Source organism: Streptomyces sp. NPDC093586 (assembly GCF_044764905.1).
Taxonomy (GTDB): domain Bacteria; phylum Actinomycetota; class Actinomycetes; order Streptomycetales; family Streptomycetaceae; genus Streptomyces.
The window spans coordinates 38,515-63,983 of sequence record NZ_JBIWJA010000033.1; the positions used below are offsets into that span (position 1 = coordinate 38,515).

The window sequence follows — 25,469 nt, forward strand, 5'->3', positions numbered from 1 at the left end:
GGCATGAGTGACGACCACGTCTACATGACCCTCGCCGAGGGACACGAGGACGACACCCGCTGGGCCTACGGCACGGGCTTCGAGGACCCGCTGCACGGGGTGGATACCACCGTGCCCGACGACGTCGACGCCGGTGAGCTGGCCGCCCAGTGCGTGGTGCTCGCCGACGACGCCCTGGTCTCGGCCCAGCGGCTCGCCGAGTGGGTCACCCGCGCCCCCGAGCTGGAGGAGGAGGTGGCGCTGGCCAACATCGGCCTCGACCTCCTCGGCCAGGCCCGCCTGCTCTACTCGCGCGCCGGCCAGGCCGACGGCACCGGCCGTGACGAGGACGCCTACGCCTACTTCCGGGACCCGGGCGACTTCCGCAACGTGCGCCTGGCCGAACTGCCGCGCGGCGACTTCGCGTTCGCCGTCGTCCGGCTGCTGGTGCTCTCCGCCTGGCGTCTCGCGCACTTCGAGCGGCTCGTGACCCACCCCGACCCGGTCCTCGCGGCGATCGCCGCCAAGGGCGTCAAGGAACTGACGTACCACCGGCAGTACGCGGCCGAGTGGGCGGTGCGCCTCGGCGACGGCACGGACGAGTCCCACCGCAGGATGCGCACGGCCCTGGAGCAGATCGCCCCCTACCTCGGCGAACTGCACGCCGCGTACGACGTGCGCGACGAACTCACCGCCGTCCTGCGCCAGGTCACCGAGGCGGCCGGCCTGCCGATGCCCGTGTACCGGCCGCTGCCCGGCTCCGGCCGCGACGGCGAGCACACCGAGCACCTCGCGCCCCTGCTCGCCGAGTTGCAGAGCGTGGCCCGCGCCCACCCGGAGGCGACATGGTGACCGCCCTGGACGCCCGGCACGCCCGGCGCGTCGCCGAGCGGGTGCCGGACCCCGAACTGCCCATGCTGACCCTCGCCGACCTCGGGGTGCTGCGCGACGTCGAGCTGACCGAGGACGGCACGGTGGTCGCGAGTCTGACGCCCACCTACTCCGGCTGTCCCGCCATGGCCGAGATGCGGGCGGACGTCGCCGCGCGGCTGCGGGACGCGGGGTACGCGCGGGTGGAGATCCGCACGGTGCTCAGCCCGCCCTGGACCAGCGACTGGATCACCGAGTCCGGCCGCCGCAAGCTCACCGAGCACGGCATCGCCCCGCCCGGTTCCGCGCCCCGCGGCCCGGTCGCCCTCGTGCTGTCGCCCACCCGGCGCACGGTGCCCTGCCCCCGCTGCGGTGCGGCGGACACCGAGGAGACCTCCCGTTTCGCCGCCACGTCCTGCAAGGCGCTGTGGCGCTGCCGGGCCTGCCGCGAACCGTTCGAGTACGTCAAGGAGATCTGATGGCCCCGACCGCCCCCGCCTCGGCCGTCCCGGCACGCGTCCGGCGCCGCCCGGCCTTCCACCGCCTGCGCGTCGCCGCCGTCCAGCGGCTGTGCGCGGACGCGGTCGCCGTCGGCTTCGACGTCCCCGGGGAACTGGCCGGGGAATTCGCCTTCGCGCCAGGACAGTCGCTCACCCTGCGGCGCGAGATCGAGGGCCGCGACGAGCGCCGCTCCTACTCGATCTGCTCACCGGCCGGCTCGGCACCGCGCATCGGGGTCCGCGTGGTGCCCGGCGGCCTGTTCTCGTCCTGGCTCGTCAACGACGTGCGGCCCGGTGACACGGTCGAGGTGATGGCCCCCACCGGTCTGTTCACCCCCGACCTCACCGCTCCCGGCCACCATGTGCTCATCGCGGCGGGCTCGGGCATCACGCCCATGCTGTCCATAGCCGAGTCGGTGCTGGCCGCCGACGACCGCTCCACCGTCACCCTGTTCTACGGCAACCGCCGCACCGACACGGTGATGTTCGCCGACGAACTGGCCGACCTGAAGGACCTGCACCCCGCCCGCTTCCAGCTGGCCCACGTGCTCTCCCGCGAGCCCCGGGAGGCCGAGGTGCTCTCCGGACGCCTCGACGCCGAACGGCTCTCGGCGCTCGTCGACGCCCTGGTCGACGTGGAGAACGCCGATCACTGGTGGCTGTGCGGCCCGCACGGCATGGTCCTCGACGCCCAGCGGGTCCTGGCCGGCCTCGGCGTGCCCGCCGACCGTGTCCACCGGGAGCTGTTCTTCGCCGACGACCAGCCGGTGCGCGAGGTGCACCACGAGGACGCCGGGCCGGGCGGCCCGGTCAGCGAGGTCACCATCACCCTGGACGGCCGGTCCACGACGGCCTCCCTGTCCCGGGAACGCACCGTCCTCGACGGCGCCCAGCAGACCCGGCCCGACCTGCCGTTCGCCTGCAAGGGCGGCGTCTGCGGCACCTGCCGCGCCCTGGTCACCGACGGCAAGGCCGACATGCGGCGCAACTACGCCCTCGAACCCGCCGAGGTCGACGCCGGCTACGTCCTGACCTGCCAGTCGTACCCGGCGTCCGACACACTCACCGTCGACTACGACAGCTGACCCGGCGTCACGGCACCCGGTGATCCGGCCTCTTCCAGCACCGCCCGGATCACGTGCCGGGCGTTGCGGGCCATCGCCGGATTGGTCTCGCGGTAGTAGGGCAGTGCGATCAGCGCCTGGGAGAGCGTCCGCCCCCGGCCGCGCCGCCAGGCCGCCCCGTCCACGCCGAGTGCCTCGCGGAAGACCTCCCTCGCACCGGCCGGCAGCAGATTCCACGCGGGGAACAGGTCGCAGGCCGGATCGCCCACACCCGCGCAGCCGAAGTCGATCACCGAGGAGAGCCTGCCGGCCTCGACCAGCAGATTGCCCGGCATCAGATCGGCGTGCAGCCACACCGGCGGCCCCTCCCAGGCCGGTGCGCGCAGCGCGTCGTCCCAGACGGCGGTCACGGCATCACCGTCGATGCCCTCCTGCGGAATGCGGCGCAGCTCCTCGATCGCCGCCCGGGTCGACGCGTCGAGCGAGGCGAGCGGACCCCCGCGGTACGCCGGCGGTGCCCCCGGCAGGGTGATGCTGCGCATCGCCGCCACGAATCCGGCCAGATCCCCGGCCAGAGCCACCGGATCGCCCAGCGCCCCCTCCGCGGGGATCTCCCCGGGCAGCCACCGGTACACCGACCAGGGCCACGGATACCCCTCGGCGGGCTCTCCCGCCCCCACCGCCTCGGGGACGGACACGGGCAGCAGGGGCGCCAGCCGTGGCAGCCAGTGACGCTCGGCCACCACGTCCGCGGCCCCGCCCTCCGTGAGCGGCAGCCGTACGACCATCTGCTCGCCCAGCCGGTACATGGCGTTGACCGTCCCGCCGGACGGATACCGCCGCACCGGCAGGCCGGACCACCGGGGGAACCGGCCTGCGACCAGCCGCCGTACGAGAGCGTCGTCGACGGGGCGCACACCGGGACGCGCCTGACCTGAACTCATGGACGCCATCCGATCGCCGGGCGCCGACGCGCGTCAAACGTTTTCCCGCCCCGGCGGCCCGGAAGGCGCTCAGACGCCGAACTCCGCGGGAGACAGTCCCAGCGCGGTACACGCCTCACGCACCGCGTGCTGTTCGGCCGGCTCGAAGACCCCGTCCGCGCCGGCGACGACCATGCCGGTCTGGACCACCGCTCGGGCCTCCGCGGGCTTCTTGGCGGCCTTGGCGATCACCTGCAGCGCCTCGGCCCTGCCCGCCTCGAAATCGCCCAGGAGCCGGTCCACGTGCTGGTTGAACCGCTGCCGGAGCTGGTCCGCCGGGAAGTTCTGCAGGACCTCGTTGGAGACGATGAGCTCCTCCACGCGCTGCCGCTCCGCCGGTTCGACCCGCCCGTCGGCCGCCGCCACCAGCGCGCACATGGCCATGCTCGCGTCCCGGTAGGCACCGCTCTTGAGCTCCGTCTTCACCGACGCGAGCTGGGACTTGAACAGCCCGATCAGCTGGGCCTTGGAGCCACCGGAGGACGACGGGCCCGGCCGGCCGAACGCCTGCTGCCCCTGCCCGTGCCCGCCCGTTCCCCGCGCGCCCTGGGACTGCTGGAGCGTCTTGGCCTGGTCCTTGATCCGGTCCCACATCGCCACTCGTGCCACCTCGGCTTCTGTCGCTGCGTATCCGTCATGGGCCGCGAACGCGTCACGTCACGGCCCGTCAGGTTGAACGCTCCCGGGCCGGGAGCGGTTCCCGAATCGTAAAGGAGAAGCAAAACCACCTGGGGAGCCGCGCCCGGACGGACCCCGGACGGGCCTCGCGGGCTGCCGTAGTAGGCTCCGCAGCCACGGGTGCCGGAAGGGGGCGGCGGGCATCGACACCTACGGTGACGTGGTGGAACCACGGCCGGTGATCTGCGGGGGAGCGTGACGCGTGGCTCGGTCGAAGACGCCCGGGACCGTCCGCGCCACGACGGGCCGCCGTCAGGCAGGGGGCACCGGACGGGGCGAAGCGGTGCCCGGTGCCGTCCCTCGGCGAAGGGCGTGGTCGCGGGAGGCCGGCTGGTTCGTCGCCATCGGCGTCGCGTCGACCGTCGGCCAGGCGCTGGTCTACTGGCTGCTGCGCGCCTGGTGGCCTCCGGCCGTCGCCAACCTCGTCTCCCTGCTCGTCCTCACCGTGCTCAACACCGAGGCCAACCGGCGCCTGACGTTCCGGCACGCCCCCGTGCGGCCCGCCCGGGCCCATCTGGGCGCCGGTGGCCTCTTCCTGCTCGGCTACCTGGTGACGTCCGGTGCCGTGCTGTGGCTCAGACACGCGGACCCGGGCGCGTCACCGGCCGCCGAGACCGTCGTCCTGACCGGCACGTCGGTCGTGGTCACCGTGGTGCGCTTCGCCGTCCTGAGGCTGGCCGTCTTCCGCGGCCCCCGGGGCCGCCGGCCCTGACGCGCCTCGCCCGCCGGGTGCCGGACCGCTCTCGTGGCCGATGCCGCCATCGCGACCCCGGCATGCGTCCTCCAGGCGACTGCGCTAGAGTCTTCCCAGGTCGTCCAGCCACCACACGGCGGATGTCCGCGCGTTGGTCGTCTAAGGCAAGACGTCCCGCTTCCTGCGGGAAAATGCAGGTGCAAGGCCTGCCCGGCGCTCCGTGTCGAACCCCCGTCCCCGGCTTCCCGGGGGCGGGGGTTTCGTGTGCGCCCGCTCAGAGGGCGATCCCGGCGGCGACCGGCAGGTGGTCGCTTCCGGTGGCGGGCAGGGCGCTGATGCGGCGGACCGTCATCGAACGGGCCATGACCTGGTCGATCCTGGCCAGCGGGAAGGCGGCCGGGAAACTGAAGGCGAGTCCTCGTTCCGCGGTGTTCAGACGGGCGGTCAGCGGCTTCAGCCCGCGGTCGTCGACCGTGCTGTTGAGGTCGCCCAGCACCAGCACCTTCTCCCGTCGCTCGGCGCCGACGGCCTCGCCGAGCAGGCGGGCGCTCTCGTCGCGCCACGACGACGCGAGTCCGCTCGCCCGGACGCGCACCGACGGCAAGTGGGCGACGTACGCGGCGATTTCACCGTACGGCGTGCGGACCACCGCCCGCAGCCCACGATCCCAGGCCCCCGTGATCCCGCGCGGTCTGATGTCCACCGGCCCGGCCTCGGTCAGCGGATACCTCGACCAGAGCCCGACGGTGCCCTGGACCGCGCGGTACGGATACCGGCGGGCGAGGGCCCTCTCGTACACCGGCAGCGCCCGGGGCACCAACTCCTCCAGCGCGATGAGATCGGGTCCGGCGCCGGCCAGGGCGCGGGCCGTTCCGGCGGGGTCGGGGTTCTCGTCGCTGACGTTGTGCTGCACCACGACCAGGTCGTCACCGCCACTCTGCGCAGCGGGCAGCAGCAGCCCGCCGAAGTGATGCGTCCAGGCGGCGACCGGCAGCAGCACGGCCACCAGCGCGACGGCCGAGCGGCGCAGCAGTGCCAGGCCGAGCAGTGCCACGACCACCAGGCCGAGCCACGGCAGGAACGTCTCCAGCAGACTGCCCGCCCGCCCGACGGAGTTGGGCACCGCCCCCGGGAAGGCCAGCAGCCCCGCGGTCGGTACCGCCGACGCGGCCACCACCCGGCCCCCCGTCCAGGCCGATGTGCCCGTGGCGGCGAAGAACGGGCGGCGGCCGGTCGCGGGAATCACGGCTTGCGGGCGAGACCGCCGTGCTCACCGATGGGCCCGGTGGCGGGGGAGAGGCCGTCCGGGCGCCAGAGGGTGACCGGCACGACTCCGGGCTCCACGAGCTCCAGGCCGTCGAAGAACGCGGTGATCTCCTCCACGGTGCGCAGCACGTACGGCGCGGCGCCGCTCTTGTTGTAGGCGTCCTGCGCCTGTTCGAAGTCCGGGTCGACGCCCCGCGAACCGTCGTTGACGGACAGGTAGCTGCCCGGGGGCAGGGCGTCCATCAGCCGGGTGACGACGGAGCGCGCCACGTCGTGGTCGGGGATGTGGCCCAGGATGTTGCTCAGGACGAGCGCGACGGGACGGTCGAGGTCGAGCGTGCCGGCCGCCGCCGCCACGATGCGGTCCGGATCGAGCACGTCCGAGTCGATGTAGGCCGTCGCCCCCTCGGGTGTGGAGGTGAGCAGGGCGCGGGCGTGCGCCAGGACCATCGGGTCGTTGTCGACGTAGACGATCCGGGACTCCGGGGCGATCCGCTGGGCGACCTCGTGGGTGTTGTCCGCGGTGGGCAGACCCGTCCCGACGTCCAGGAACTGGCGGATGCCGGCCTCGGCGACCAGATGGGTGATGTTGCGGCGCAGGAAGGCACGGCTGCTGCGGGCGATGGTGACGATGCCGGGGAAGACGGCCGTGTAGGCGTCACCGGCCTGTTCGTCGACGGGGTAGTTGTCCTTGCCGCCCAGCCAGTAGTTCCAGATCCGGGCCGAATGCGGCACCGAGGTGTCGATCTTCTGGTGCGCGGGTCCGGGCGTCGTCACGGGGTCGCTCATGGGGAAGGTCCGTCTCTCGGCCGGGGCGTGAAGTGTTCCGTCACAACCTACGTCTCGACGCTCCCCGTTCGTACAGGGATTCACATGGTGCGGTGGAGCGTGCGCCGCGGGACCGGTCGAGAGGTGGCGTACGGACGTTCACCGTACGGTCTCCGTGCATGACTGTTGGCGCCGTGTGCTCGCCCGGCCGGTCGAACGGAGGGCTCGCACGGTCGTTGCCTCGTCGCCCCGGCCGACCGCGACCAGGCCCTGCGGGCGGTGACCGATCTCGTGCCCGCCCTGTCCGAGGGCAGCCCCCGTGACCTCGTCCTCACCCAGGAGCTCTACACCCTCGCGGCGCGCCGGCCCGCCTACCGCGAACTCGCCCATGAATGGATGCGGAGCAGCCGCGCACACCTGGAGGAGCACTTCGCCCCGGACACCGCCCGCCAGCTCGACGCCCTCATCGAGGGCCTGTCGCTCCATCGCGCCCTGGCCCGGGAGCCGCACGGCCGGGCCCTGACCCTCGAAGCCGTCACCCGCATCACCACCGCCCCCGGCCGGCGGGTCGGCGGCGACCGGCCCGGACCGGAAAGGCCGGGTGGGGCAACGGGGCGACCCGTGACCGGACGGGAAGGTATGGGAAGTGGGCGTTTTATGGTGTTCCGATGCGAATCGTTCCCAGGTGGGCCTTGTTCACGTCGGGGTGCGCGCCGCTCCTGCTGATCGGAGGGTGGGCGATCGCGGCGTCGCTGATGCCCGCCTACGACCCCTCGACCCAGACGATCAGTGTCCTGGGGTCCTCCGGTGCCTCGGGGTTCTGGGTGATGAACGGGGCGTTCCTCGCGCTGGGGCTCTGCCACCTGCTGACCGCGTGGGGTCTGCGGGCGGCCGCGGCCGCCGGCCGGGTGGCGCTCGGCGGGGGAGGGCTGGCGGCGTTCGCGGTGGTGCTGCTGCCGGCGCCGAGCAGCGGGGGATCCCTGCGCCACGGCGCGGTGGCGGTCGTCGGATTCGCACTGCTGGCGCTGTGGCCGGTCCTGGCCGTCGACGGCGACGAGGGCACCCCGTGGGCACTGCGGCCCGCGCCGTCGATCGCGGCGACCGCCCTGATGGCCGTCGGCGGCGCATGGTTCCTGTTCGAGATGACCCGGCACGGCGCGGCCGGGGTCGCGGAACGGGTGGTGACGTTCGCACAGTCCCTGTGGCCCTTCGTGGTGGTCACGTCCTGCCTGTCGCACTCCAGGGGACGCGAAGGGAACGCGCGGAACCGGTAGGGCGGCCCCGGCGTACCGGTGCCGGGGCCGCCCGCCGCTCAGGGACCGGCGGACGCCGGTTTGTCGCCGTCGCTCTCTCCCGCCGGCCGGAACTCCACGGCGACGACGCCGTCGACGCGTCGGCACAGTTCCTCCAGGACGGAGACGGACACATGCCCGGGGAGGCGGCCGCTCAGGACGACGTGTCCGTGCGCCACGTCCACCTGCACGGAGGACGGCGGCAGGCCGAGGGTCCGCACCAGGGCCTCCTCGAGGATCTCGGTCCGGATCGCCCGGTCATTGCGCAGGAAGACCCGCAGCAGGTCACTCCTGCTGACCACCCCGATCAGCCGCCCGTCCTCGTCGACCACCAGCAGCCGCTTGATGCCGTGCCGCGCCATCGCGCGGGCGGCCTCTACGACGCTCCAGTCCTCGCGCGCGCAGACGGCGGGCGATGTCATCAGCCCCGCCGCGTCGGTGGCGGAGGCCTTGGCCCCGGCAGGAGCGCTCTCCGCTCCGCGTCCGGCGCTCCCGTCCGGCTCCCCGCCCCACATCTTCTCCAGGAGGTCCGCCTCCGACACCACCCCCACGGGCCGGTCCGCCGCGTCCACGACGGGCACCGCGGTGATGTCGTAGTCCTGCAGCAGGTGGGCGATCTCCTTGAACGGCGTTCCCCGCTGCACACGGACCACGGCGTCGCTCATCACGTCGCCCACCCTCTGGTGCTTCATCGCAGGACTTCCTCTCCGCTGCCGGCACACGTCGACCGGCATCCGACCTTCTCACCACCCGAAACGTCCCGCGAGCCGCGTGCGTGCCCCTGTCCGCCGACAGCGCACACGGGCGGCGGCCGGGTCGGTCAGTTTTCGAGAAGCGCCGGTGACCCGGCCGCCCCTACCGTCGACGACATGAACGCCATCGACTCCGTCGCCCTGGAAGTGGCCGACACCACGGCCGCCGCCCGCTTCTACGACGCCGCCTTCGGACTGGACCCGACACAGGTGCGGCTGCGCGGCTGTGACGCTCCCACGACCGGCTTCCGTGGTTTCACCCTGTCGCTCGTGGTGTCCCAGCCGGGCAACGTCGACGCGCTCCTCACCGCCGCACACGACGCCGGCGCCACCGTCCTCAAGCCCGCCGCGAAGTCGCTGTGGGGCTACGGCGGCGTCGTCCAGGCCCCCGACGGCACCGTCTGGCAGCTCGCGACCTCGGTGAAGAAGGACACCGGGCCGGTCACCCGGGACATCGACGAACTCGTGCTCCTGCTGGGCGTCGAGGACGTGAAGGACTCCAAGCGGTTCTACGTCGAGCAGGGCTTCACCGTGGGCAAGAGCTTCGGCGGCAAGTACGTCGAGTTCGTCGCCGGGGAGGGCGCCGTCAAGCTGTCCCTGTACAAGCGCCGCGCGCTGGCCAAGGTCGCGGGCGTCCCCGCCGGCGGCACGGGATCGCACCGGCTCGTGCTCTCCTCGGCCGCCGGCCCGTTCACCGACCCGGACGGATTCGTCTGTGAAGCCACCGCCCCGCCGACCGTCACCGACCCGGGGACCGCGCACGCCACCGGGGTGCGCTGACCGGGCGAGCCCGGGCGCCGCCGTCGTCCGGCCCGCGCGCGTCGCGGCCGGTCAGGGCGGGGGCAGCGTCACTTCGCACCACACCGTCTTGCCGTTGCCCCGCGACTCGACCCCCCAGGCGGTGGCCAGTTCCTCGATCAGCACCAGTCCGCGGCCGGACGTCGAACGTTCGGTCGCGGCCCGGCGCCGCGGCGAGACCGGTGACGTGTCGGTGACGGCCAGCCGCACGGTGGGGCCCCGGTCCGGTACCGGCGAGACGGTGAGGGTCGCGTCGCCCCGGGCGTGCAGCAGGGCGTTGGTGGCCAGTTCGCAGGCGAGCAGCTCCGCCGTCTCCGAGAGCGGGCCCAGCGACCAGTCGGCCAGCGCCTTCCGCAGGGCCAGCCGGGCCGTGTGCAGCGAGTCGGGGTCGACGGACCTGATGGCGACCTCCAGCCGCTCGGTGACCTCGGACGCGCGGCGGTTGCGCCGGATGACCAGCAGCGCCACGTCGTCCTCCTCCCCCGTGTGGGCGCTCATGGAGTCCAGAACGTGGTCGGCGAGGCCCTCCGGCTCCATGGGTCCGGTGGCGAGAGCGCCGAGCAGTCTGCCCCGGCCCTCGTCGATGTCGGCGGCGCGCGACTCGACGAGCCCGTCCGTGCACAGCAGGAGCGTGGAACCGGCGCCCAGTACCATCTCGAAGGCCGGGTGGCCGGGCCGCGACCCCGGCGACGACATGCCGAGCGGCAGGCCCCCGGGGGTGTCCAGCCACGTGCAGGTGCCGTCCGGACCCCTCAGTACGGGACCCAGGTGACCGGCACGGACGATCACGGTGTGTCCGGTGCGCGGGTCGATCTGCACGAGCAGGCAGGTGGCGAAACGGTCGGTGTCCAGCTCGGTGAGGAAGGCGGAGGACCGCGCGACGACCGTCGTCGGAGGGTGGCCCTCGGCCGCATAGGCCCGCAGGGCGATGCGCAGCTGGCCCATCACCGCGGCGGCCGTCACGTCGTGGCCCTGCACGTCGCCGACGACGGCGACGACCCGGCCGTCGGGGAGGGTGAGCGCGTCGTACCAGTCGCCGCCGATCCCGCCGCGGGCGCTCGCCGGACGGTAACGGGTGGCGGTGACCAGCCCGGGGGTCGGCGGCATGTGGCCCGGAAGCATCGCGGTCTGCAGCCCGGCCGCCAGCTCGTGCTCCCTGTCGTACAGCAGGGCCCGCTGCAGCGACTGGGCGACCACCTTGCCCAGGGCGTTCAGGACCGTCCGCTCGTCCTGCGTGAACACCCTCTTGCCGTCGAAGGTGAGACCGAGGGCGCCGATCGGGGTGCCGTGTGCGATCAGCGGCTGGTACACGGCGGCCGTCGCCCTGGAGAACATCTTCAGGTACGGCAGCAGCGGCGGGTAGCGTTCGGCCAGCTCGTCGCGGCCTTCGACGAAGACGGGCTCGCGGGTGCGCACCGCCTCGGTGAGCGGCAGCGGCCGGTCGAGCCGGGACAGGTGGAAGTCCCGGACGAGCTGCCGGCTCAGGCCGTTCGAGCCGATCAGCTCCATCCGGCCGCTGTCGACCAGCCCCAGGACGATGCTGGAGGCGCCCAGCCGTTCCAGCAGCCGGGCCGAGGTGAGAGCGTCCGCGACGTCGTCCACCGTGACCGTGGGCATGAGCGCGTCACTGATGTGGGCGACGATGTCGGCCTGCCGGCGCCGGTCCTGCCTGGCCTGCCGCAGCTGTTCGGTCTGGTCGATGGCCCGCAGCTCGTGGCTGGCGTCCCGGACGATGCCGATGACCTGGAGGGGACGTCCCTGGGCGTCGCACACGACGTGCCCCTGGGTGTGCGTCCAGCGCAGCCAGCCACCGGGATGCCGGACGCGGAAGTACAGACTGAATCCGGACCGCTCCTCGAGGGCCCGGTCCACGCGCGCCCGCACCGCGGGCAGCTCCGCCGGGAGCATGCGTGCGCCGAGCGTGCCCAGCCGGCCGTCGAACTCGTCCGGACGGAAGCCCATCACGGCCAGGGCGGCATCGTCGTAGTGCATCACCCCGCTGGGCACGTCCCAGGTGAAACTGCCCATGCCGTTGACGGCGAGAGCCACATGTGCGGCGACCCGTCGGCCGCCTGACGCGGAGGGGGCGCCGCGTCGGCCCCCGGAGTGCTCCATCGCTGCCTCCCGGCAGGTCGCGTCACATCGGTGCGCCCCGTCCCGAGGCGGCCGGACGCCACCGAGCCGGCATGTCCTGCTCCCATTCTGCGCGCGTGCGGTCCGCGGCGCGCGTCCGCCGTGGCGGGACGAGGTCCGGAGAACCGCGGCCCCCGGCGGCCGTTCGCCCGCGTCGAGGCGCCGGGCGCCGCCGTGTCCGCTCCCGACGCGGTGGGAGTGGCGGCACCGGCCGCGTCGTACCGGGGAGCGGCGCACCCGCCGCCGAGGGCGGCGAGCGCGGCGGTCCCCCTCACCGGACAATCCTCAGCGGTGCGGCGGTCTCCGTGGAGCCGTGCCGGTCGGCGTGCTGGAGCGGGGGCGCCCCGACGCCGCCCGGCAGGTACGGGGTGGCGCCACCGAAACGGTTCGCCACCGTCCCGCTCGATGCCCGTCTCGGCCCCCGCCCAGGGACCGGCGTCGTCGCTCGGGCCGGAGGCGGCGTACACGACGGGGGACACCGGGGCCGCCCGACCGGACGACCCGCCCATCATCCGGCGCGACGGCCGGAGGGCCGACCGCATCGTGAGAACGGGGGACATGAGGGAATGTCAGGAGGAAGAGCCTCGTTGGCACCTGTCATGCCCGACTCTTCCACGCGGCCCTCGGCATCCCGCATGCCACTCGCCGTCTACATCCTCGGCCTGTCCGTATTCGCACTCGGTACCAGTGAGTTCATGCTCTCCGGGTTGCTGCCGCCCATCGCCGACGACATGGACGTGTCCATCCCCAGGGCCGGACTGCTGATATCGGCGTTCGCGATCGGCATGGTGCTCGGCGCCCCCCTGCTCGCGGTCGCGACGCTGCGGCTGCCGCGGAAGACCACCCTGGTCGCGCTGATCTCGGTCTTCGGACTCGGCCAGGTCGCGGGTGCACTGGCACCGACGTACGAGATCCTGTTCGTCTCACGCGTCGTCAGCGCCCTGGCGTGTGCGGGGTTCTGGGCGGTGGGCGCGGCCGTCGCCATCGCGATGGTGCCGCAGACGGCGCGGGCCCGCGCGATGGCCGTGATGATCGGCGGGCTGTCGATCGCGAACGTCCTCGGCGTCCCGGCGGGCGCGTTCCTCGGCGAGCACCTGGGATGGCGGTCCGCGTTCTGGGCCGTGGGCGCGGCGTCCGCGATCGCCCTCGTCGGTGTGGCGACGAAGATCCCCCGCATCCCGCTGCCCGAGCAGCGGCCGAGGCTCAAGGGCGAGCTGGCGATCTACCGCGACCGTCAGGTGTGGCTCTCCATCGTGGTGACCGCGCTCGCGGCGGGCGGCGTGTTCTGCGCCTTCTCCTACCTCGCGCCGTTGCTCACCGATGTGGCCGGCCTGGCGGACGGCTGGGTGCCGACCGTGCTGGCCCTGTTCGGCATCGGCGCGCTGGTCGGCACGACGATCGGCGGACGCGTCGCCGACGCCCACCTGTTCGGCGTGCTGCTCTCCGGCATCACCGCCTCGACCGTGCTGCTGGCCGCGCTGGCGCTGTTCGCCTCCAGCCCCGCCGTCGTCATCGTCCTGTCGTTCCTGCTGGGCGTATCCGCCTTCTACACCGCCCCGGCGCTCAACGCCCGCCTGTTCAACGTGGCGGGCGCCGCGCCCACGCTCGCGGGCGCGACGACGACCGCCGCGTTCAACCTCGGCAACACCGGTGGCCCCTGGCTCGGCGGCGCGGTGATCGACGCGGACCTCGGCTTCGCCTCCACGGCCTGGGCCGGTGCGGCGATGACGGCGGTCGCGATCGTCCTCGTCGCCGTCTCGCTGCGCCTGCACAGCCGTTCCCGCATCGTGATGGGAGGCCTCGCCACGGAACCCGTGGGCACGGACCACGCCCAGCGGGTGTGACGGCCGGACGGTTCCCTACGCGGCGCGGCGTGGGGCACGGCCGCACCACGGACGGAACCGCCCGCGCAGCCGGGTGAAGACTCGGGTCAGCCCGTGCCGTCCGGCCGTACGGGGAGCGACGACGGGTCCGCGAACGGCGTGAAGTGGGCGGGCGGGTGATCGATGGGGGGCAGGTCGGCGCGCCAGGAGGTGAGGATCTGGGCACTGCACTCGAACAGTCCTTGCGGCAGTCCGTCCAGCGGCCACCAGCGCCAGTCGCCCACACGCTCGCCCTGCTGGTCGCGGGGAACGCCCCGCCAGGCCGTGACGACGGCCCCGACGGTGACGCGCACCACGTCGCCGACGTGGTCGACGAGCGTGCCCAGCAGTGTCACGTCCTCGGGCCGGGCGAGCAGCCCGGTCTCCTCGGCCAGCTCACGCACGACCGTGTCCTGCAGGGCCTCCCCGGGTTCGACGGTGCCACCGGGCAACTCCCAGGTGCCGTACCGGTGCCGGCCCAGCAGAAGTCCGCGCGGTCCGAGCACGACGGCGCCCACGCCGATCGCGGCGTGGGGAACGGGCGGCCGGTCGGTCCTGGGCCGGCTGGACACGGCGGAGACGCGGGCAGCGCGTCGGCGCCGGGCCCGGATCAGCTGGAGGACCCCGGGGTCGTCCCCGTCCGGCGCGCTGAGGAGCTCGCACCCCTCCACCTCGAAGCCGTGATCGTTCAGCAGTTCCTCCCACAGCCGGGGCGTGAGTACCCACATCAGGGTGGGAATCGGCGCCTCCTGCCGCAGCCGGATCACCTCGTGGCGTGGTGCCACCTCCTCGCCGGGGCCCCGCCCGTCGGAGTCGGTGTGCAGCGCCGAGAAGACGAGGGGAGCGCCGTCGACCAGTCCGTCCCGCAGCGCCGGCAGCAGGTGACGGGGGTCGATGCAGGCGAACGTACGGAGCCCGTACGCCGCGTCGTACGGCCGTACCCGCCGCAGGTGTTCGACGACGTCCGCGCACAGGAAACGGACTCCGGGCTCGGAGCCGTGGTCGTTCAGTGCGCGCCGGTGCTGGGTGGGGGACAGGTCGACGCCGTCCACGAGGGCGCCGTACGCGCGGGCCAGGTGGACGGCATGGTGGCCCGGCCCCGATCCCACGTCGAGGACCCGCTTGCCCCGGAGGTCGCCGAGGACCTCGGCCCCCGGCCCCACACCGGGCCAGAACCCCCAGTCGATGCGGTCGGGCACGGGAGGCGACCAGCCGTGGTCCAGCTGCCGTTGACCGTAGACGGTCCAGCACTGTTCGTAGTCGGTCTCCGGCATCACGGGCGGCTCCTTCTTCCGGTGGTGGACACGGTCCGGCGGGCCCGGTGGTCTGTGCCGCGGAGGCTGAGCGGGGCCGTCGTCGGGTGCGAACTGCTGTGGGCGAGGCCGGCGGCTGTGCGGGCGTGAGCCGGTCAGCCGGTCGTGGCGGCGAAGGGGCCGCCGTCCGCGAACACGAGCCGCGTGAAGTTCTCACCGATGCGGCGGTGCCCGGCGGGATCGGGGTGGACCTCGTCCGGCAGCGGGAACTCCGCGTAGTCCTTCTCCCCGTACAGCTCACGGCCGTCGAGGTAGTGCAGGTGCGCGTCGTCGGCGGCCCGCTGTTCGACGATACGGGCGAGGGCGTCGCGGACGACGTTGAGCGTCAGGCGCCCGGCGGCGCGTTCGGCGGGATCGCCCGTGGCCTTGAACCGCACCGTGCCGCCGTCGAAGTCGGGTGCGAGAGGCCCGGGGGTGTCCTCCTGGACCGGACACAGAATGGGCGACACGACCAGCAGCGGCGTGGTCGGATGGCCCTCGCGGACGGTGTCGAGGAAGCCGTGCACCGCGGGGACGAAGGCGCGCAGGCGCATCACGTCGGCGTTGACGATGTTGATCCCGACCTTGACGCTGATCAGGTCCGCGGGGGTGTCCCGCATGGCACGGGCGGTGAACGGGTCCAGCAGCGCGCTGCCGCCGAACCCCAGGTTGACCAGCTCCACCGAGCCCCGGCGGGCGGCCAGGGCCGGCCAGATGGCGGTGGGGTGGGCGGCGTTCGAGCCGTGGCTGATGGAACTGCCGTGGTGCAGCCACACCCGGCGCCCGCTGTCCGGTACCGCCTCGACCGGGGCGTCGGTGCGCAGCGTGATCAGCTCGGTGATCTCCGTGTGCGGAAGCCAGATCTCGACGTCCTTGTCACGGGCCGGCAGACCGGTGAACCGGGCGGTGCCGGGCGGGCCTTCGCTCAGCTCGGCGGTCTGGGTGACCAGGTCGACGACCGTGCGGACGTTGCCGCCGGTCACGGTGGCCTGGGCGGCGAGACGGCCGTCGACCAGCAGGTCGTACACGCCGTCGGCCGGGGCCGGGAGACCTCGGTAGACCCGCTTGGTGGGCAGCGTGACCAGTTCGACGGTGGTGGCCCGGGTGCGGAAGACCAGCCGCACGCCGGAGGGCTGGGCCTCGGCCACGGCCAGTTGGTCGTCGGGGATCTGCCGGCGGGCCCGAGCGGGCAGACGGTGCGGCAGCAGGCCGTGCGCGGTCGGTTCGACGTCGAGGACCCCCCGCAGGAGGTCCGCGGTCACGGGTGTGGTGACCCAGTGGTCTTCGGTGTCCATCGCCTCAGCCTGTCGATCGGGTTTGCGTGTGGTCCGGTGTGCCGGTGTGCGACCGGCGGGGCGCGTTCGGCCGTGCGGCCCCGCGCCGGTCAGGGAGCGGACCGGTTCCGCAGCATCGCGTCGAGGGAGTCCACGACCCATTCCCAGGACTCCTGCGAGTCGACGGCCGTGTGGCTGAAGCCTCCGGCCGTCTCCAGGCTGACGTAGCCGTGGAAGACGCTGCCCAGCATCCGGACGGCGTGCGTCTGGTCCGGCTCGCCCAGGTCGTAACCGCGCAGGATGGCTCGGGTCATCTGCGCGTGCCGGACGCCGGCGCTGGCGGCCGCCGTCTCGGGGTCGAGCCTGAGCCGCGCGGCGGCATAGCGGCCGGGGTGCTCCCGGGCGTAGTCGCGGTAGGCGTTCGCGAAGGCGGCCAGGGCGTCCTTGCCGGCCCGCCCGGCCAGTGCGGCGGCGACCCGGTCGGCGAGTTCCTCCAGCGCGTACAGGGCGATCCTCGTCTTGAGTTCCTGGGAGCTCTTCAGGTGCGAGTACAGGCTCGCGACCTTGACGTCGAAACGCCGGGCGAGCGCCGAGACGGTCACCTGGTCGAAGCCGACCTCGTCGGCCAGCTCCGCGCCCGCCCGGGTCAGGCGCTCCGTGGTCAGTCCCGCTCGCACCATGGTCTGTCTCTCCTTCGCCGATAGCCATCATGCATCTGCCTAATGCCTAATGCCTATAGGCAAATGCCTTGAGGTATCAGAAGTGCCCTTCGGGGTGCACGGGGGTTCGGTCGACGAGGCACGCGAAACCACTGGCTCTTGGATAGCGCCACTGCCTATTGTGGATAGTGTCACTCCCCAATTCTGGAGGCGAGAGCACGGTGCCCACCCTGCCCTGGACCGTCCCGAACCCGCCCCCGCCGCACGGCACGGCGTTCGTCATGGCGTCCCGCTTCGAAGTGCGGTCCCTCAAGGACGTCCCCCGGTTCTTCCTGCGCTCCCTGGCGGCCTGGCGCCAGGTCCGCACCGCCCCCGGCGCCTACGGGGCCTCCCTGGTCGCCCGGCCGTTCGAGCGGGTCTTCTGCACCCTGTCCGCCTGGGAGGACCGCGACGCCCTCTACGCCTACGCGAGGACGGAGCCGCACCGCGGCATCATGGCCTCCGCGCGCTCGACCATGCGCGACTCCACCTTCACCTTCTGGGAGGCCGACACCGGCCGGCTCCCCATCTCCTGGGACGACGCCATGCGGCGCCTGGCCGAGCAGGCACGCGGCGACGCGGCGGGCGACACCTCCGCCGCGTGACCGGCGCCGGCGATGATTTCGGCGCGGGCGGCCGGTCGTCATGGGAAAGAGGAAAGGAGATCCGCCATGCCGACACAGGATCCCCCCGAGCCCACGACCGGCCTCGACGCCCGATACAGCTCCGCGCTCCGTCCCCGCCCGGGTGCCGCCGACGTCACCGCCACCGAGTGGGCCGAGGCCCAGCGGCACCTGGAGACCGCCGAGATCTTCTGGGTGTCCACGGTGCGGCCCGACGGACGGCTGCACGTCACTCCCGTGATCGCCGCCTGGCACCGCGGAGTGCTGTACTTCTCCACCGGCGCGGGCGAGCAGAAGGCGAGGAACCTCGCTCATGACGCGCACTGCGCGCTGACCACCGGAGGGAACTCGCTCACCCGGGGACTCGACCTCGTCGTCGAGGGCCGGGCGGAACCGGTCACCGACCCGGCGGTCACCGAAGAGGTGATCGCGGCGTACGAGGCGAAGTACGGGCGGCACATCACCTCGCCCGAGGGCACCTTCCACGGGATCGGGGACGCGTTCCGCAAGGGCGACGTGACGGTGTTCGCGGTGACCCCGGCCACGGCGTACGGCTTCGGCCGGAACGACGGGGTGTACAGCCACACCCGGTGGGTGTTCTGAGGTCCGCCCGCATGGTGCAGGGTGGACCCCATGCTCGCCGATGACCACGAGACGCGGACGGCCCGGAGCCTGCGCCACACCGAACGACTGGTACGCCTCTGCCCACCCCCCGGCGAGGGCCGGACCGTGAACTGGTCCGCCGTGGAGCGGGAACTGTGCCTCACCCTGCCTGCCGACTACAAACGGCTCGTCGAGACCTACGGAGGCGGCCTCTTCGCGGGCGTCCTCCGGCTGCTCGAACCGGGCTGCCCGGACGCCATGTACGACCTGGTCGCCCAGCGGACGGAGCGCGAGGAGATCCTCACCGGCCTCTGGGAGGCGGGCGAGGAGAAGCCGTCGGAACTGCGCGAGGACGACGTCGAGCTGGTGCCCTGGGGGTTCGAGGAAGACGGGGGCCACTTCCTGTACTGGCTGGTCCGGCCCGGTGTCGAGCCGGAGGAGTGGACCGTGATCCTCAACGAGGGCCGCGGTCCGCTCTGGGAGAGCCATCCGATCTCGTGCAGCCAGTTCCTTCTCGAGGTGGTCTCCGGCACGACGACGTCCTTCTACTTCACCGACCTCGACGAGGTCGTCGACCCGGAGGACAGGAACGGGTTCGTCCCCAACGCGCGGATCCTCGGACGGTAGGGGCACGGGGCGGGAGGGCGCGCCCGTCCCACGTCACCGCCCAGGAGCGTTCCGGGCGCCGTGGACGCGGCGGTAGCTCCAGAGGAGAAGGGCGAAGAGGACGAGGCCCGAGACGATCAGGCTCGCCCCCGTGCCCCATCCGGCGAACGGGACCTGGGGGACCAGGCCCCACACCACGCCCGCGCCGATCAGGCACAGCCCCGCCAGGACCGAGCCGGCGATGCGCCACGGCGAGGAGACGCTCTCCTCGACCGCCCGCATCGCCTGCTTGCGGACGGGAGCGACGAACCGGTCCAGCGCCGGTACGGCGCGGGCCAGCAGCACCACTCCGGCGAACACGAGCAGCAGCCCCGGCCCGGGCAGCACCAGCAGAGCCGCACCAACCACCACCAGCGCCGCGCCGAGAACACCCAGCACCACTCGCCGGACCGATTCGACGCTTCGCGCCATGTCGCCCCACTCTCCCGCGTTCAGACGGACGGACCACCAGGACACGTGTCCGTGTGCGGTGATGCCACCGCGCCTCTGTTCCCGGTACGGCGGCAAACCATGCCCTCCGGCAGCGACGGCGTACTGCCCGCCGGTGACGGGACCGACTGCCGGCGCCGGGGAGCCCGCAGGTGACGCGCGCCGGGAGGGGACTGCCGTTCCAGGTACTGACAGGACCCCCTTCACGTGCCCCGACCGGCCTGGCCCGCAGGGGTGAGCGCCGAAAGCGACATCCGAGGATTCCTGGCCTCCCGCCGCGCCAGGATCCCCCCGCAGCAGGCGGGACTGCCCGTCCACGGCGGCAACCGCCGCGTGCCGGGCCTGCGCCGGGAAGAAGGCGCCCTGCTCGCCGGCGTCGGCATCGACTACTACGTCCGCCGGGGGCGCGGGCACCTCGCCGACGCCTCGGAGGAGGTCCTCGACGCCGTCGCGAGCGCCCTCCACCTCGACGAGGCCGAACGCGCCCATCTGTTCGACCTGGCGCGGGCCGTCGCCAAGCGCCCCGTCCGCCGCACCCGGCGCGCCCGCGGGCCCCTGCCCGACAGCGTGCTGCGCGTCCTGGACTCCATGACCGATGCCCCCGGTCTTCATCCGCAACGGACGCCTGGACGTCCTCGCCACCAACCGGCTCGGCCGCGCCCTCTGCTCCCCGATGTTCCCCGACACAGCGACCAGGACGGCCGACATCGCCCAGTTCCAGTTCCTCGACCCCCCCGGGGACACGACTTCTTCCCCGACTGGGAGGAGTCCTCGAACGCCACCGTCTCCCTGCTGCGCACCGAGGCCGGCCGCGCCCCGCACGACAAGGGCCTCACCAGCCTGACCGGGGAGCCGGTCACCCGCAGTGAGGAGTTCCGCACCGCGTGGGCCAAGCACAATGTGCGCCCGCACCACACCGGGCGCAAATCCTTCCGTCACCCGGTCGTCGGGAGGTTCTCCCTCGACTTCGACGCCGTGGAACTGCCCGTCCAGCCGGGCCTCACTCTCACCGCCTACAGCGCCGCCCCCGGAACCCCCGACCACGACACCCTGTGGCTGCTGGCCATGTGGGCCGCCACCGAGGACACGCCCACCGCGGAACAGGAAGAGACCAGAACCTCGTCCTGACGACACCTTCCTGCCTCCTGCCTCCTGCCTCCTGCCTCCTGCCTCCTGCCTCCTGCCTCCTGTCTCCCGGCCTCCTGACGGGCCGGCAGCCGTCGCGGACGGAAAATCCGGTCGACAGACGGAGCGGCGACCGGCTGTGATGCCCCTACCGCCCGCCGGACGAGGCGGGCCGCCCACAGGAGCTGCCCTTGGACACCGCGACGGCCGCACAGGCCCGACCCGGAATCGACACGACACTGGTCAGGCGCCTGGTCGACGCCCAGTTCCCGCAGTGGGCGGGGCTCCCCCTGACCCTGCTCGAACCGGCCGGTTCCGACCACGTGATCCACCGGCTGGGCGAGGAGCTGACCGTCCGGCTGCCCCGCCACGCCGGAGCGACCGGACAGGCCGGGAAGGAGTTCCGGTGGCTGCCCCGGCTCGCCCCGCACCTCCCCCTCGCCGTCCCGTTCCCCGTGGCGGTGGGGGAGCCCGGCTTCGGCTATCCGTGGCCGTGGGCGGTGTCCCGCTGGCTGGAGGGCGAGGTGGCGACCGTGGAGGCACTGGCCGACTCCTCCGGGGCCGCCGTCGAACTGGCGCGGTTCCTGACCGCCCTTCGGCGCGTCGCGCCCGAGGACCCGCCCGCGGGGGACCTCGGCGAAGACCTCGCCGGCCGGCCGTTGGCCGACCGGGACCGCGCGACCCGGGCGGCCATCGCCCAGGTGGACGGCGTGTTCGACGCCGCGGCGATGACCGGCCTGTGGGACGCGGCACTGAACGCCCCCGGCTGGGACGGCCCACCGGTCTGGTTCCACGGAGACTTCCACACGGGCAATCTGCTGACCGTCGACGGCCGCCTCGGCGCCGTCATCGACTTCGGCGGGCTCGGCATCGGTGACCCGGCCTGTGACCTGGTGATCGCCTTCACCCTGATGACGACCGGCAGCCGAGCCGCGTTCCGCGACGCGCTCGGAGTGGACGACGCCATGTGGACGCGAGGCCGTGGCTGGGCCCTGACCACCGGTCTGAACGCCTACACCTCCTACGCCGCCGTCAGCCCTCGGGTCGCGGCGCAGACCACCCGGCAGATCACCGCCGCTCTCGCCGGCTGACCGCCGCGGATCCCGGCGGGACTCTGCCCGGCACGGGTTGTCCACCGTGCGCGTCGCGGTGATGCACAGCGCGGAACGCGCAGCGGCCCCCCGCCCGGTCCCGACGAGCCCCGGTCGCCTCCGGCACCTGCCCGTCACGCCGTGGCGGGCTGGAAGGCGATCGCGATGGCGTCGTCGCACAGGGTGGGCGCCCATCGGACGAGGTCGGTTTCGAGAAAGGTGATGAGGCCGGTGGGGGAGACCGGCTGATCGCTGGCGGCGCAGTATGCCTGGAGCCGTTCGCGCAGCGGGTAGAAGACGCCCGTACGGCTGCGTGCCTCGGTGACGCCGTCGGAGTAGGCGATCAGGATGTCGCCGGGCTCCAGCGCGAGTTCGGTGGTGTCCGGCGGACCGGGCAGCAGGTCGGCCATGCCCAGGGGCAGGCTGGGCTCGGTCTCCACGACGGACATGGTGTGGTGCCGGATGACGAGCAGAGGCTGGTGTCCGCGGTCCAGGATCCGTACGGCGCGTGCGTCCGGGGAGAACTCGAGCAGGACGGCCGTGGCGAACAGTTCGTCCGCCAGTGCCACGCCGTCCGGGGGCGGGGTGACGGGCTGCGTGTGGCTGAAGGGATCCATCGGGGGGTTGTCGCGGTCCAGTTGCAGGGCCACGTCGATCCGGTCGGCCACCTGGGACAGTGCCGGGTGGAGCTGCGCCGCCTCCTGGAAGGTGGAGATCACCGTGGCGACGGTCTGGGTAGCGCCGATACCCTTGCCCTTGACGTCCCCGACGATCACGCGGATGCCGAACGGCGTCGGACGGACGCTGTAGAGGTCCCCACCGATGAGGGCCTCGTCATCCGCGGCCCGGTAGAAGCCGGCCGCCCGTAACGGGCCGATCCGGGCGGGCAGGGGACGGAGCAGGGCCAGTTGCACGGCTTCGGCGACCGCCTGCACGTGGCGGAAACGGCTCTCGGCCCGTTGGCGCACCACGCAGAGCACGACGGACAGCAGCGTGACGGAGCCCAGCACGATCAGCGCCACGACGGTCAGCGGACCGATGTAGTCCTCGAGCTGCTCGGAGACGACCAGCAGGACACATCCGGCGACACCGGTGGCGGCGACACCGAGCGGCGGATAGGTGAAGATGGCCAGCACCACCGAGGCCGACAGCAACGGTCCGAAGAAGTACTGCGGCGGCGTCACCTCGTCGAGCGTCATGGCCAGCACGATCATCGCGGGCGGGAACCAGCGCAGCCACCGTGGCGGCCAGGGATGCTGCTCAGCCCGCCGCCTGTACTCCACAGCAGCACGCCCCGCACCCACAGCTGTCGCTCCCTTTCCGCCAAGCGTCCCGGCAGACCCGAGGGCCTGGCAAGCATCATGCCCGAGCGGACCGGTCCCGGACGGCACCAACCCACCGCTCAATGGCTGCCGGGCACGATGTCCCCCACGGCACGCCGGCCGGACGGCCGGGGCCGCCCCGGTTCCGCGGCCGCCGTGCGGCAGGGAGGCCGCACGGAGGGTCACGGCGCCCGACCGCCCGTCCAGGCAGAGGCGGAGTCGAGACGCACGGTGACCGGCCCCGGGCGGAAGAGCCCGTCGTCGCCACGGCGGGCCGCGGCCGGCTCCAGTGCGTCCCGGAGCAGCGCCTCGGCCCTGGCCGGCGCGCCACGACTCACCGTGACCGAACCGTTCCCGGACCGCGGGCGGGCGATCCGGTGCAACCGGCCCCGGCACTCCACGCGGTGCGGGCCACCGGCTCCCGCGCCGGAAGCCGCCGGCATGGGCGGTGGGACGCGCCGCGTCAGCGCCGCGGCGACGAGCGGGCGCAGCCGTGCGCCCCCGACCAGGCGTCGCAGCGGCCACGGTGATGAGCCGTCACTCCCCGCCCACCGCAGGTGTCCTCAGGCATCCTGCGGATACCAGCGCAGTTCCACGGTGTTGCCGTCGGGATCCGCCACGTAGAGCGAGACGGCGGTGCCGCGGGCCCCGAAGCGCTCGCCGGGACCGTCCACGACGGTGAACACGCCGGAGTCGACGACCTGCTGCCAGTCGAGGGGCTCGACCACCAGACAGACGTGGTCGACGTTCGAGCCGCGCGGGCCGTCGGCGGACGCCTCGACGAGATCGATGATGGTGGTGGGGCTCACCCGCACGGAGGGGAAGGGTGCCTCGCCGGCCCGCCACTCCTCGGCCCGTACGGGTTCCAGGCCCAGAGGACCGGTGTAGAAGGCGAGCGAACGCTCGATGTCGGCGACGTTCAGGACGAGGTGGTCGAAGCCGATCACGCGCATGGGTGTCTCCACAGGTGAAGGCGCCCGGGGCGCCGAGGGGACCACGAGGGGCCGACCGTTGTCGTTCGGCCCGGGGTCAAGCATGGCCGAGCAGACATCCGTCGGTCCACCGCGTGGTGGCCGTCCGGCCCGTCGGGCTTCACGGCCACGAAGCGCCCCGCTCCGCCGCCGGGCCCTGAAGCGGCGGAGCGGGCCGGGCGGCGGCGCTCACCACCGGACCGCACGGGCTGCGCCGTGCGGCCGTCACCGACGGGCCGTCACCGACGGGCCGTCACCGACGGGCCGGTACGGACGGAACGCCTCCGTGCTCGGTGTACGCGCCGCCCGCCCCGTGCCGCAGCGCGTCGGCCGGACGTCCCGGCTACGACCGGCGCCCGCCGAACTCCCAGTCGTGCACCTCGATGTCGGCGTACCGGTCCGGGGTCAGGACGGCGCGTGCCGTCTGCGGGTCCGGTGCCCGGACCAGCGCCGCCGTGCCCAGCCAGGTGGCGCCGTCGTCGGACAGCAGCGGCCCGTAGGCGATCAGCTCGTCCCCGCCGGGCGGCACCGCGAGGTCGGCGGCCTGTCCCGAGCCGAGGCCGAGCACCAGGTACCGGTCGCCGTCGGCCGGGCCGCCGGGGAAGTCCCACATGGTGCGCCCCAGCGTGTTGCGCCACCGTCGCAGCAGCACGTCCCGGTAGACACCGGCCTGGTAGTTCGGCTCGTCGAAGGCGAACGCGCGGGCGGCGGCGGGGTCGGGCAGGTCGAGGATGTGCAGGCTTCCTGAGGGCGTCTCGCCGTCTTCGGCGAAGGTCGGACCCCGGGCGATCATCTCCTTCGCGAACCGGTCCATGTAGGACCAGTGCTCTTCGGTCAACTCGTCGCGCAGCGCCGCGGAACCGGACCGGTCGCGGTGATAGCAGAGGAACTCCATACCCGATGATCTCTTCCAGGAGCCGGGCAGGTCGAGCGGGTTTCCCCGCGAGGGCTGCTCGGCGGCCGTCTCAGCGGTCGTCGTCTCCGTTCGGCAGCCCCAGGGCGACGGTGCGTGATCCGGGAGTGAAGCCGGCCAGGGAGAGTTCCCAGTCCGCGCCGGGCCAGTGGTACGTCACACGGCCCTCGGCGGGACGGTAGTGGGCCGTGTACACGGTGCCCAGCCACTCGTCGTACGCGCACTGGTACAGCGGCGGCCGCAGCATCGCGGCGACGTCGACCCCGCCGCCCGCACGGCGGCCAGCCGTCTCCGGGTCCGGCTGAAGCGCTCCTGCCCGTCCGGTACCGGCAGGTGCTGGTGGTTGGCGGCGCAGGAGTCCGGTGCCCCGGTCAGCGGGATGTCGGGTCCCACGTAGACCGTCGCCGTGCGGTCCGGATCGACGAGGGTGACGTTCTGCGGGATCGCCACGGGTATGGTGCGCAGTCTTTCCACCGCCTCGTCGACGGTCCGGCAGGTCTCCAGGAGGTAGCGCAGCACGATGGGGACGGCGAATCCGGGCCCGTGGACGAACCGGCCGCCGAAGGTGAGCGGACACCGCGAGCCCGGCGTCGTTCATGCCGTCCAGCAGGCCCCACCCCGCTTCCTGCATACCGACCACCGGGCGCAGGAAGGCGGAGGAGACGATGGTGCCCTCGCAGGCATCGGGGGCGAAGTCGTAGTTCCTGAGCAGGGAGCCCTCGCGGCCGATCTGGGTGCAGCCGGAGAAGAACGGCCGCACCGCCGCCAAGGTGAGAAACGTCCTGGCCCGGGGGAAGTCGAGCTGGCCGGCGAGCCGGTCGAG

Annotated in this window: 26 protein-coding genes and 2 pseudogenes; 13 read left to right on the forward strand and 15 right to left on the reverse strand. The window is 73.2% G+C overall.

Annotated features, from left to right (window positions below):
- Positions 1 to 3 precede the first annotated feature (3 nt).
- The 3 genes from paaC to paaE are packed head-to-tail and all read left to right on the forward strand — an operon-like array spanning position 4 to position 2,434.
- Positions 4 to 831 (forward strand): 1,2-phenylacetyl-CoA epoxidase subunit PaaC, encoded by an 828-nt coding sequence (gene paaC, locus ACIRFH_RS27895; protein ID WP_403526426.1) that lies wholly within the window; start codon positions 4 to 6, stop codon positions 829 to 831.
- Positions 825 to 1,328 carry a 1,2-phenylacetyl-CoA epoxidase subunit PaaD gene (paaD, locus tag ACIRFH_RS27900; RefSeq protein ID WP_403526430.1) on the forward strand — a complete coding sequence of 168 codons (504 nt, stop codon included), beginning with the start codon at positions 825 to 827 and terminating at the stop codon, positions 1,326 to 1,328. Before paaC ends, paaD begins: the two co-directional genes overlap by 7 nt.
- Complete coding sequence (gene paaE / locus ACIRFH_RS27905; RefSeq protein WP_403526433.1) at positions 1,328 to 2,434, forward strand: 1,2-phenylacetyl-CoA epoxidase subunit PaaE; 1,107 nt, start codon at positions 1,328 to 1,330, stop codon at positions 2,432 to 2,434. The genes paaD and paaE overlap by 1 nt, the downstream gene beginning before the upstream one ends.
- Here the strand turns inward: paaE and ACIRFH_RS27910 are convergent.
- Together ACIRFH_RS27910 and ACIRFH_RS27915 are read right to left on the reverse strand one after the other, a co-directional pair.
- On the reverse strand, positions 2,422 to 3,357 hold the full coding sequence (locus ACIRFH_RS27910; protein WP_403526436.1) for an aminoglycoside phosphotransferase family protein: 936 nt from the start codon (positions 3,355 to 3,357) through the stop codon (positions 2,422 to 2,424). The two genes, paaE and ACIRFH_RS27910, sit on opposite strands and share 13 nt — an antisense overlap.
- Before the next feature lie 69 nt (positions 3,358 to 3,426).
- Positions 3,427 to 3,996, reverse strand: coding sequence for a tellurite resistance TerB family protein (locus ACIRFH_RS27915; RefSeq protein WP_403526560.1), 570 nt, complete (start codon positions 3,994 to 3,996; stop codon positions 3,427 to 3,429).
- 280 nt (positions 3,997 to 4,276) lie between these two features.
- Between ACIRFH_RS27915 and ACIRFH_RS27920 the strand changes: the two genes are divergently transcribed.
- The gene (locus ACIRFH_RS27920; RefSeq protein WP_403526439.1) at positions 4,277 to 4,786 is read left to right on the forward strand and encodes a GtrA family protein; all 510 of its coding nucleotides are present in this window, start codon (positions 4,277 to 4,279) and stop codon (positions 4,784 to 4,786) included.
- A 256-nt stretch (positions 4,787 to 5,042) separates the two neighbouring features.
- Here the strand turns inward: ACIRFH_RS27920 and ACIRFH_RS27925 are convergent, their stop codons facing one another.
- Both ACIRFH_RS27925 and ACIRFH_RS27930 read right to left on the reverse strand, forming a co-directional pair.
- A complete protein-coding gene (locus ACIRFH_RS27925) occupies positions 5,043 to 5,945 on the reverse strand; it encodes an endonuclease/exonuclease/phosphatase family protein (RefSeq protein ID WP_403526563.1) in 903 nt (300 codons plus the stop codon).
- A 65-nt stretch (positions 5,946 to 6,010) separates the two neighbouring features.
- On the reverse strand, positions 6,011 to 6,823 hold the full coding sequence (locus ACIRFH_RS27930; RefSeq protein ID WP_403526442.1) for an SAM-dependent methyltransferase: 813 nt from the start codon (positions 6,821 to 6,823) through the stop codon (positions 6,011 to 6,013).
- A 219-nt stretch (positions 6,824 to 7,042) separates the two neighbouring features.
- On the opposite strand from ACIRFH_RS27930, the pseudogene ACIRFH_RS27935 reads away from it, so the two are divergent.
- Both ACIRFH_RS27935 and ACIRFH_RS27940 read left to right on the forward strand, forming a co-directional pair.
- Positions 7,043 to 7,378 (forward strand): annotated as a pseudogene (locus tag ACIRFH_RS27935) (TetR/AcrR family transcriptional regulator); the annotation flags it as partial.
- A 92-nt stretch (positions 7,379 to 7,470) separates the two neighbouring features.
- Complete coding sequence (locus ACIRFH_RS27940) at positions 7,471 to 8,076, forward strand: DUF998 domain-containing protein (protein WP_403526445.1); 606 nt, start codon at positions 7,471 to 7,473, stop codon at positions 8,074 to 8,076.
- Positions 8,077 to 8,114: 38 nt separating this feature from the next.
- Here ACIRFH_RS27940 and ACIRFH_RS27945 read toward each other — a convergent pair whose 3' ends face one another.
- Positions 8,115 to 8,786, reverse strand: a complete 672-nt coding sequence (locus tag ACIRFH_RS27945; RefSeq protein WP_403526448.1) for a CBS domain-containing protein — start codon at positions 8,784 to 8,786, stop codon at positions 8,115 to 8,117.
- A gap of 177 nt (positions 8,787 to 8,963) precedes the next feature.
- Here ACIRFH_RS27945 and ACIRFH_RS27950 point away from each other — a divergent pair, with 177 nt between their 5' ends.
- Positions 8,964 to 9,626, forward strand: a complete 663-nt coding sequence (locus ACIRFH_RS27950) for a glyoxalase (RefSeq protein ID WP_403526451.1) — start codon at positions 8,964 to 8,966, stop codon at positions 9,624 to 9,626.
- 51 nt (positions 9,627 to 9,677) lie between these two features.
- Here ACIRFH_RS27950 and ACIRFH_RS27955 read toward each other — a convergent pair whose 3' ends face one another.
- Both ACIRFH_RS27955 and ACIRFH_RS27960 read right to left on the reverse strand, forming a co-directional pair.
- Positions 9,678 to 11,759, reverse strand: a complete 2,082-nt coding sequence (locus ACIRFH_RS27955) for a SpoIIE family protein phosphatase (RefSeq protein ID WP_403526454.1) — start codon at positions 11,757 to 11,759, stop codon at positions 9,678 to 9,680.
- Between the two features lie 289 nt (positions 11,760 to 12,048).
- On the reverse strand, positions 12,049 to 12,171 hold the full coding sequence (locus ACIRFH_RS27960) for a hypothetical protein (RefSeq protein WP_403526457.1): 123 nt from the start codon (positions 12,169 to 12,171) through the stop codon (positions 12,049 to 12,051).
- A gap of 241 nt (positions 12,172 to 12,412) precedes the next feature.
- Here ACIRFH_RS27960 and ACIRFH_RS27965 point away from each other — a divergent pair, with 241 nt between their 5' ends.
- Complete coding sequence (locus tag ACIRFH_RS27965; protein WP_403526566.1) at positions 12,413 to 13,621, forward strand: Cmx/CmrA family chloramphenicol efflux MFS transporter; 1,209 nt, start codon at positions 12,413 to 12,415, stop codon at positions 13,619 to 13,621.
- An 86-nt stretch (positions 13,622 to 13,707) separates the two neighbouring features.
- Here ACIRFH_RS27965 and ACIRFH_RS27970 read toward each other — a convergent pair whose 3' ends face one another.
- The 3 genes from ACIRFH_RS27970 to ACIRFH_RS27980 form a co-directional block, all read right to left on the reverse strand.
- A complete protein-coding gene (locus ACIRFH_RS27970; RefSeq protein ID WP_403526460.1) occupies positions 13,708 to 14,913 on the reverse strand; it encodes an NUDIX domain-containing protein in 1,206 nt (401 codons plus the stop codon).
- A 134-nt stretch (positions 14,914 to 15,047) separates the two neighbouring features.
- Complete coding sequence (locus ACIRFH_RS27975) at positions 15,048 to 16,226, reverse strand: GDSL-type esterase/lipase family protein (RefSeq protein ID WP_403526463.1); 1,179 nt, start codon at positions 16,224 to 16,226, stop codon at positions 15,048 to 15,050.
- Positions 16,227 to 16,315: 89 nt separating this feature from the next.
- Positions 16,316 to 16,885 carry a TetR/AcrR family transcriptional regulator gene (locus ACIRFH_RS27980; protein ID WP_403526466.1) on the reverse strand — a complete coding sequence of 190 codons (570 nt, stop codon included), beginning with the start codon at positions 16,883 to 16,885 and terminating at the stop codon, positions 16,316 to 16,318.
- A 200-nt stretch (positions 16,886 to 17,085) separates the two neighbouring features.
- Here ACIRFH_RS27980 and ACIRFH_RS27985 point away from each other — a divergent pair, with 200 nt between their 5' ends.
- The 3 genes from ACIRFH_RS27985 to ACIRFH_RS27995 all read left to right on the forward strand — a co-directional run bounded on the left by ACIRFH_RS27985 (position 17,086) and on the right by ACIRFH_RS27995 (position 18,756).
- Positions 17,086 to 17,508 carry a DUF3291 domain-containing protein gene (locus ACIRFH_RS27985; RefSeq protein WP_403526469.1) on the forward strand — a complete coding sequence of 141 codons (423 nt, stop codon included), beginning with the start codon at positions 17,086 to 17,088 and terminating at the stop codon, positions 17,506 to 17,508.
- A gap of 66 nt (positions 17,509 to 17,574) precedes the next feature.
- Complete coding sequence (locus ACIRFH_RS27990; protein ID WP_403526472.1) at positions 17,575 to 18,129, forward strand: pyridoxamine 5'-phosphate oxidase family protein; 555 nt, start codon at positions 17,575 to 17,577, stop codon at positions 18,127 to 18,129.
- A gap of 30 nt (positions 18,130 to 18,159) precedes the next feature.
- Positions 18,160 to 18,756: an SMI1/KNR4 family protein gene (locus ACIRFH_RS27995; RefSeq protein WP_403526475.1), complete on the forward strand. Its 597-nt coding sequence runs from the start codon at positions 18,160 to 18,162 to the stop codon at positions 18,754 to 18,756.
- A 33-nt stretch (positions 18,757 to 18,789) separates the two neighbouring features.
- Here ACIRFH_RS27995 and ACIRFH_RS28000 read toward each other — a convergent pair whose 3' ends face one another.
- A complete protein-coding gene (locus ACIRFH_RS28000) occupies positions 18,790 to 19,206 on the reverse strand; it encodes a PGPGW domain-containing protein (RefSeq protein WP_403526478.1) in 417 nt (138 codons plus the stop codon).
- 252 nt (positions 19,207 to 19,458) lie between these two features.
- Between ACIRFH_RS28000 and ACIRFH_RS28005 the strand changes: the two are divergent.
- Both ACIRFH_RS28005 and ACIRFH_RS28010 read left to right on the forward strand, forming a co-directional pair.
- Positions 19,459 to 20,352, forward strand: a pseudogene (locus tag ACIRFH_RS28005) (transcriptional regulator).
- Between the two features lie 188 nt (positions 20,353 to 20,540).
- Positions 20,541 to 21,440 carry an aminoglycoside phosphotransferase family protein gene (locus ACIRFH_RS28010; RefSeq protein ID WP_403526481.1) on the forward strand — a complete coding sequence of 300 codons (900 nt, stop codon included), beginning with the start codon at positions 20,541 to 20,543 and terminating at the stop codon, positions 21,438 to 21,440.
- A gap of 134 nt (positions 21,441 to 21,574) precedes the next feature.
- Here ACIRFH_RS28010 and ACIRFH_RS28015 read toward each other — a convergent pair whose 3' ends face one another.
- The 4 genes from ACIRFH_RS28015 to ACIRFH_RS28030 form a co-directional block, all read right to left on the reverse strand.
- Entirely contained in the window at positions 21,575 to 22,639 is a 1,065-nt protein-coding gene (locus ACIRFH_RS28015) for a PP2C family protein-serine/threonine phosphatase (RefSeq protein WP_403526484.1), read from the reverse strand.
- Positions 22,640 to 23,325: 686 nt separating this feature from the next.
- Positions 23,326 to 23,715 (reverse strand): VOC family protein, encoded by a 390-nt coding sequence (locus ACIRFH_RS28020; RefSeq protein WP_403526487.1) that lies wholly within the window; start codon positions 23,713 to 23,715, stop codon positions 23,326 to 23,328.
- Between the two features lie 361 nt (positions 23,716 to 24,076).
- Positions 24,077 to 24,628 carry a YciI family protein gene (locus ACIRFH_RS28025; RefSeq protein ID WP_403526490.1) on the reverse strand — a complete coding sequence of 184 codons (552 nt, stop codon included), beginning with the start codon at positions 24,626 to 24,628 and terminating at the stop codon, positions 24,077 to 24,079.
- Between the two features lie 174 nt (positions 24,629 to 24,802).
- The gene (locus ACIRFH_RS28030; protein ID WP_403526493.1) at positions 24,803 to 25,165 is read right to left on the reverse strand and encodes a carcinine hydrolase/isopenicillin-N N-acyltransferase family protein; all 363 of its coding nucleotides are present in this window, start codon (positions 25,163 to 25,165) and stop codon (positions 24,803 to 24,805) included.
- Between the last annotated feature and the right edge of the window lie 304 nt (positions 25,166 to 25,469).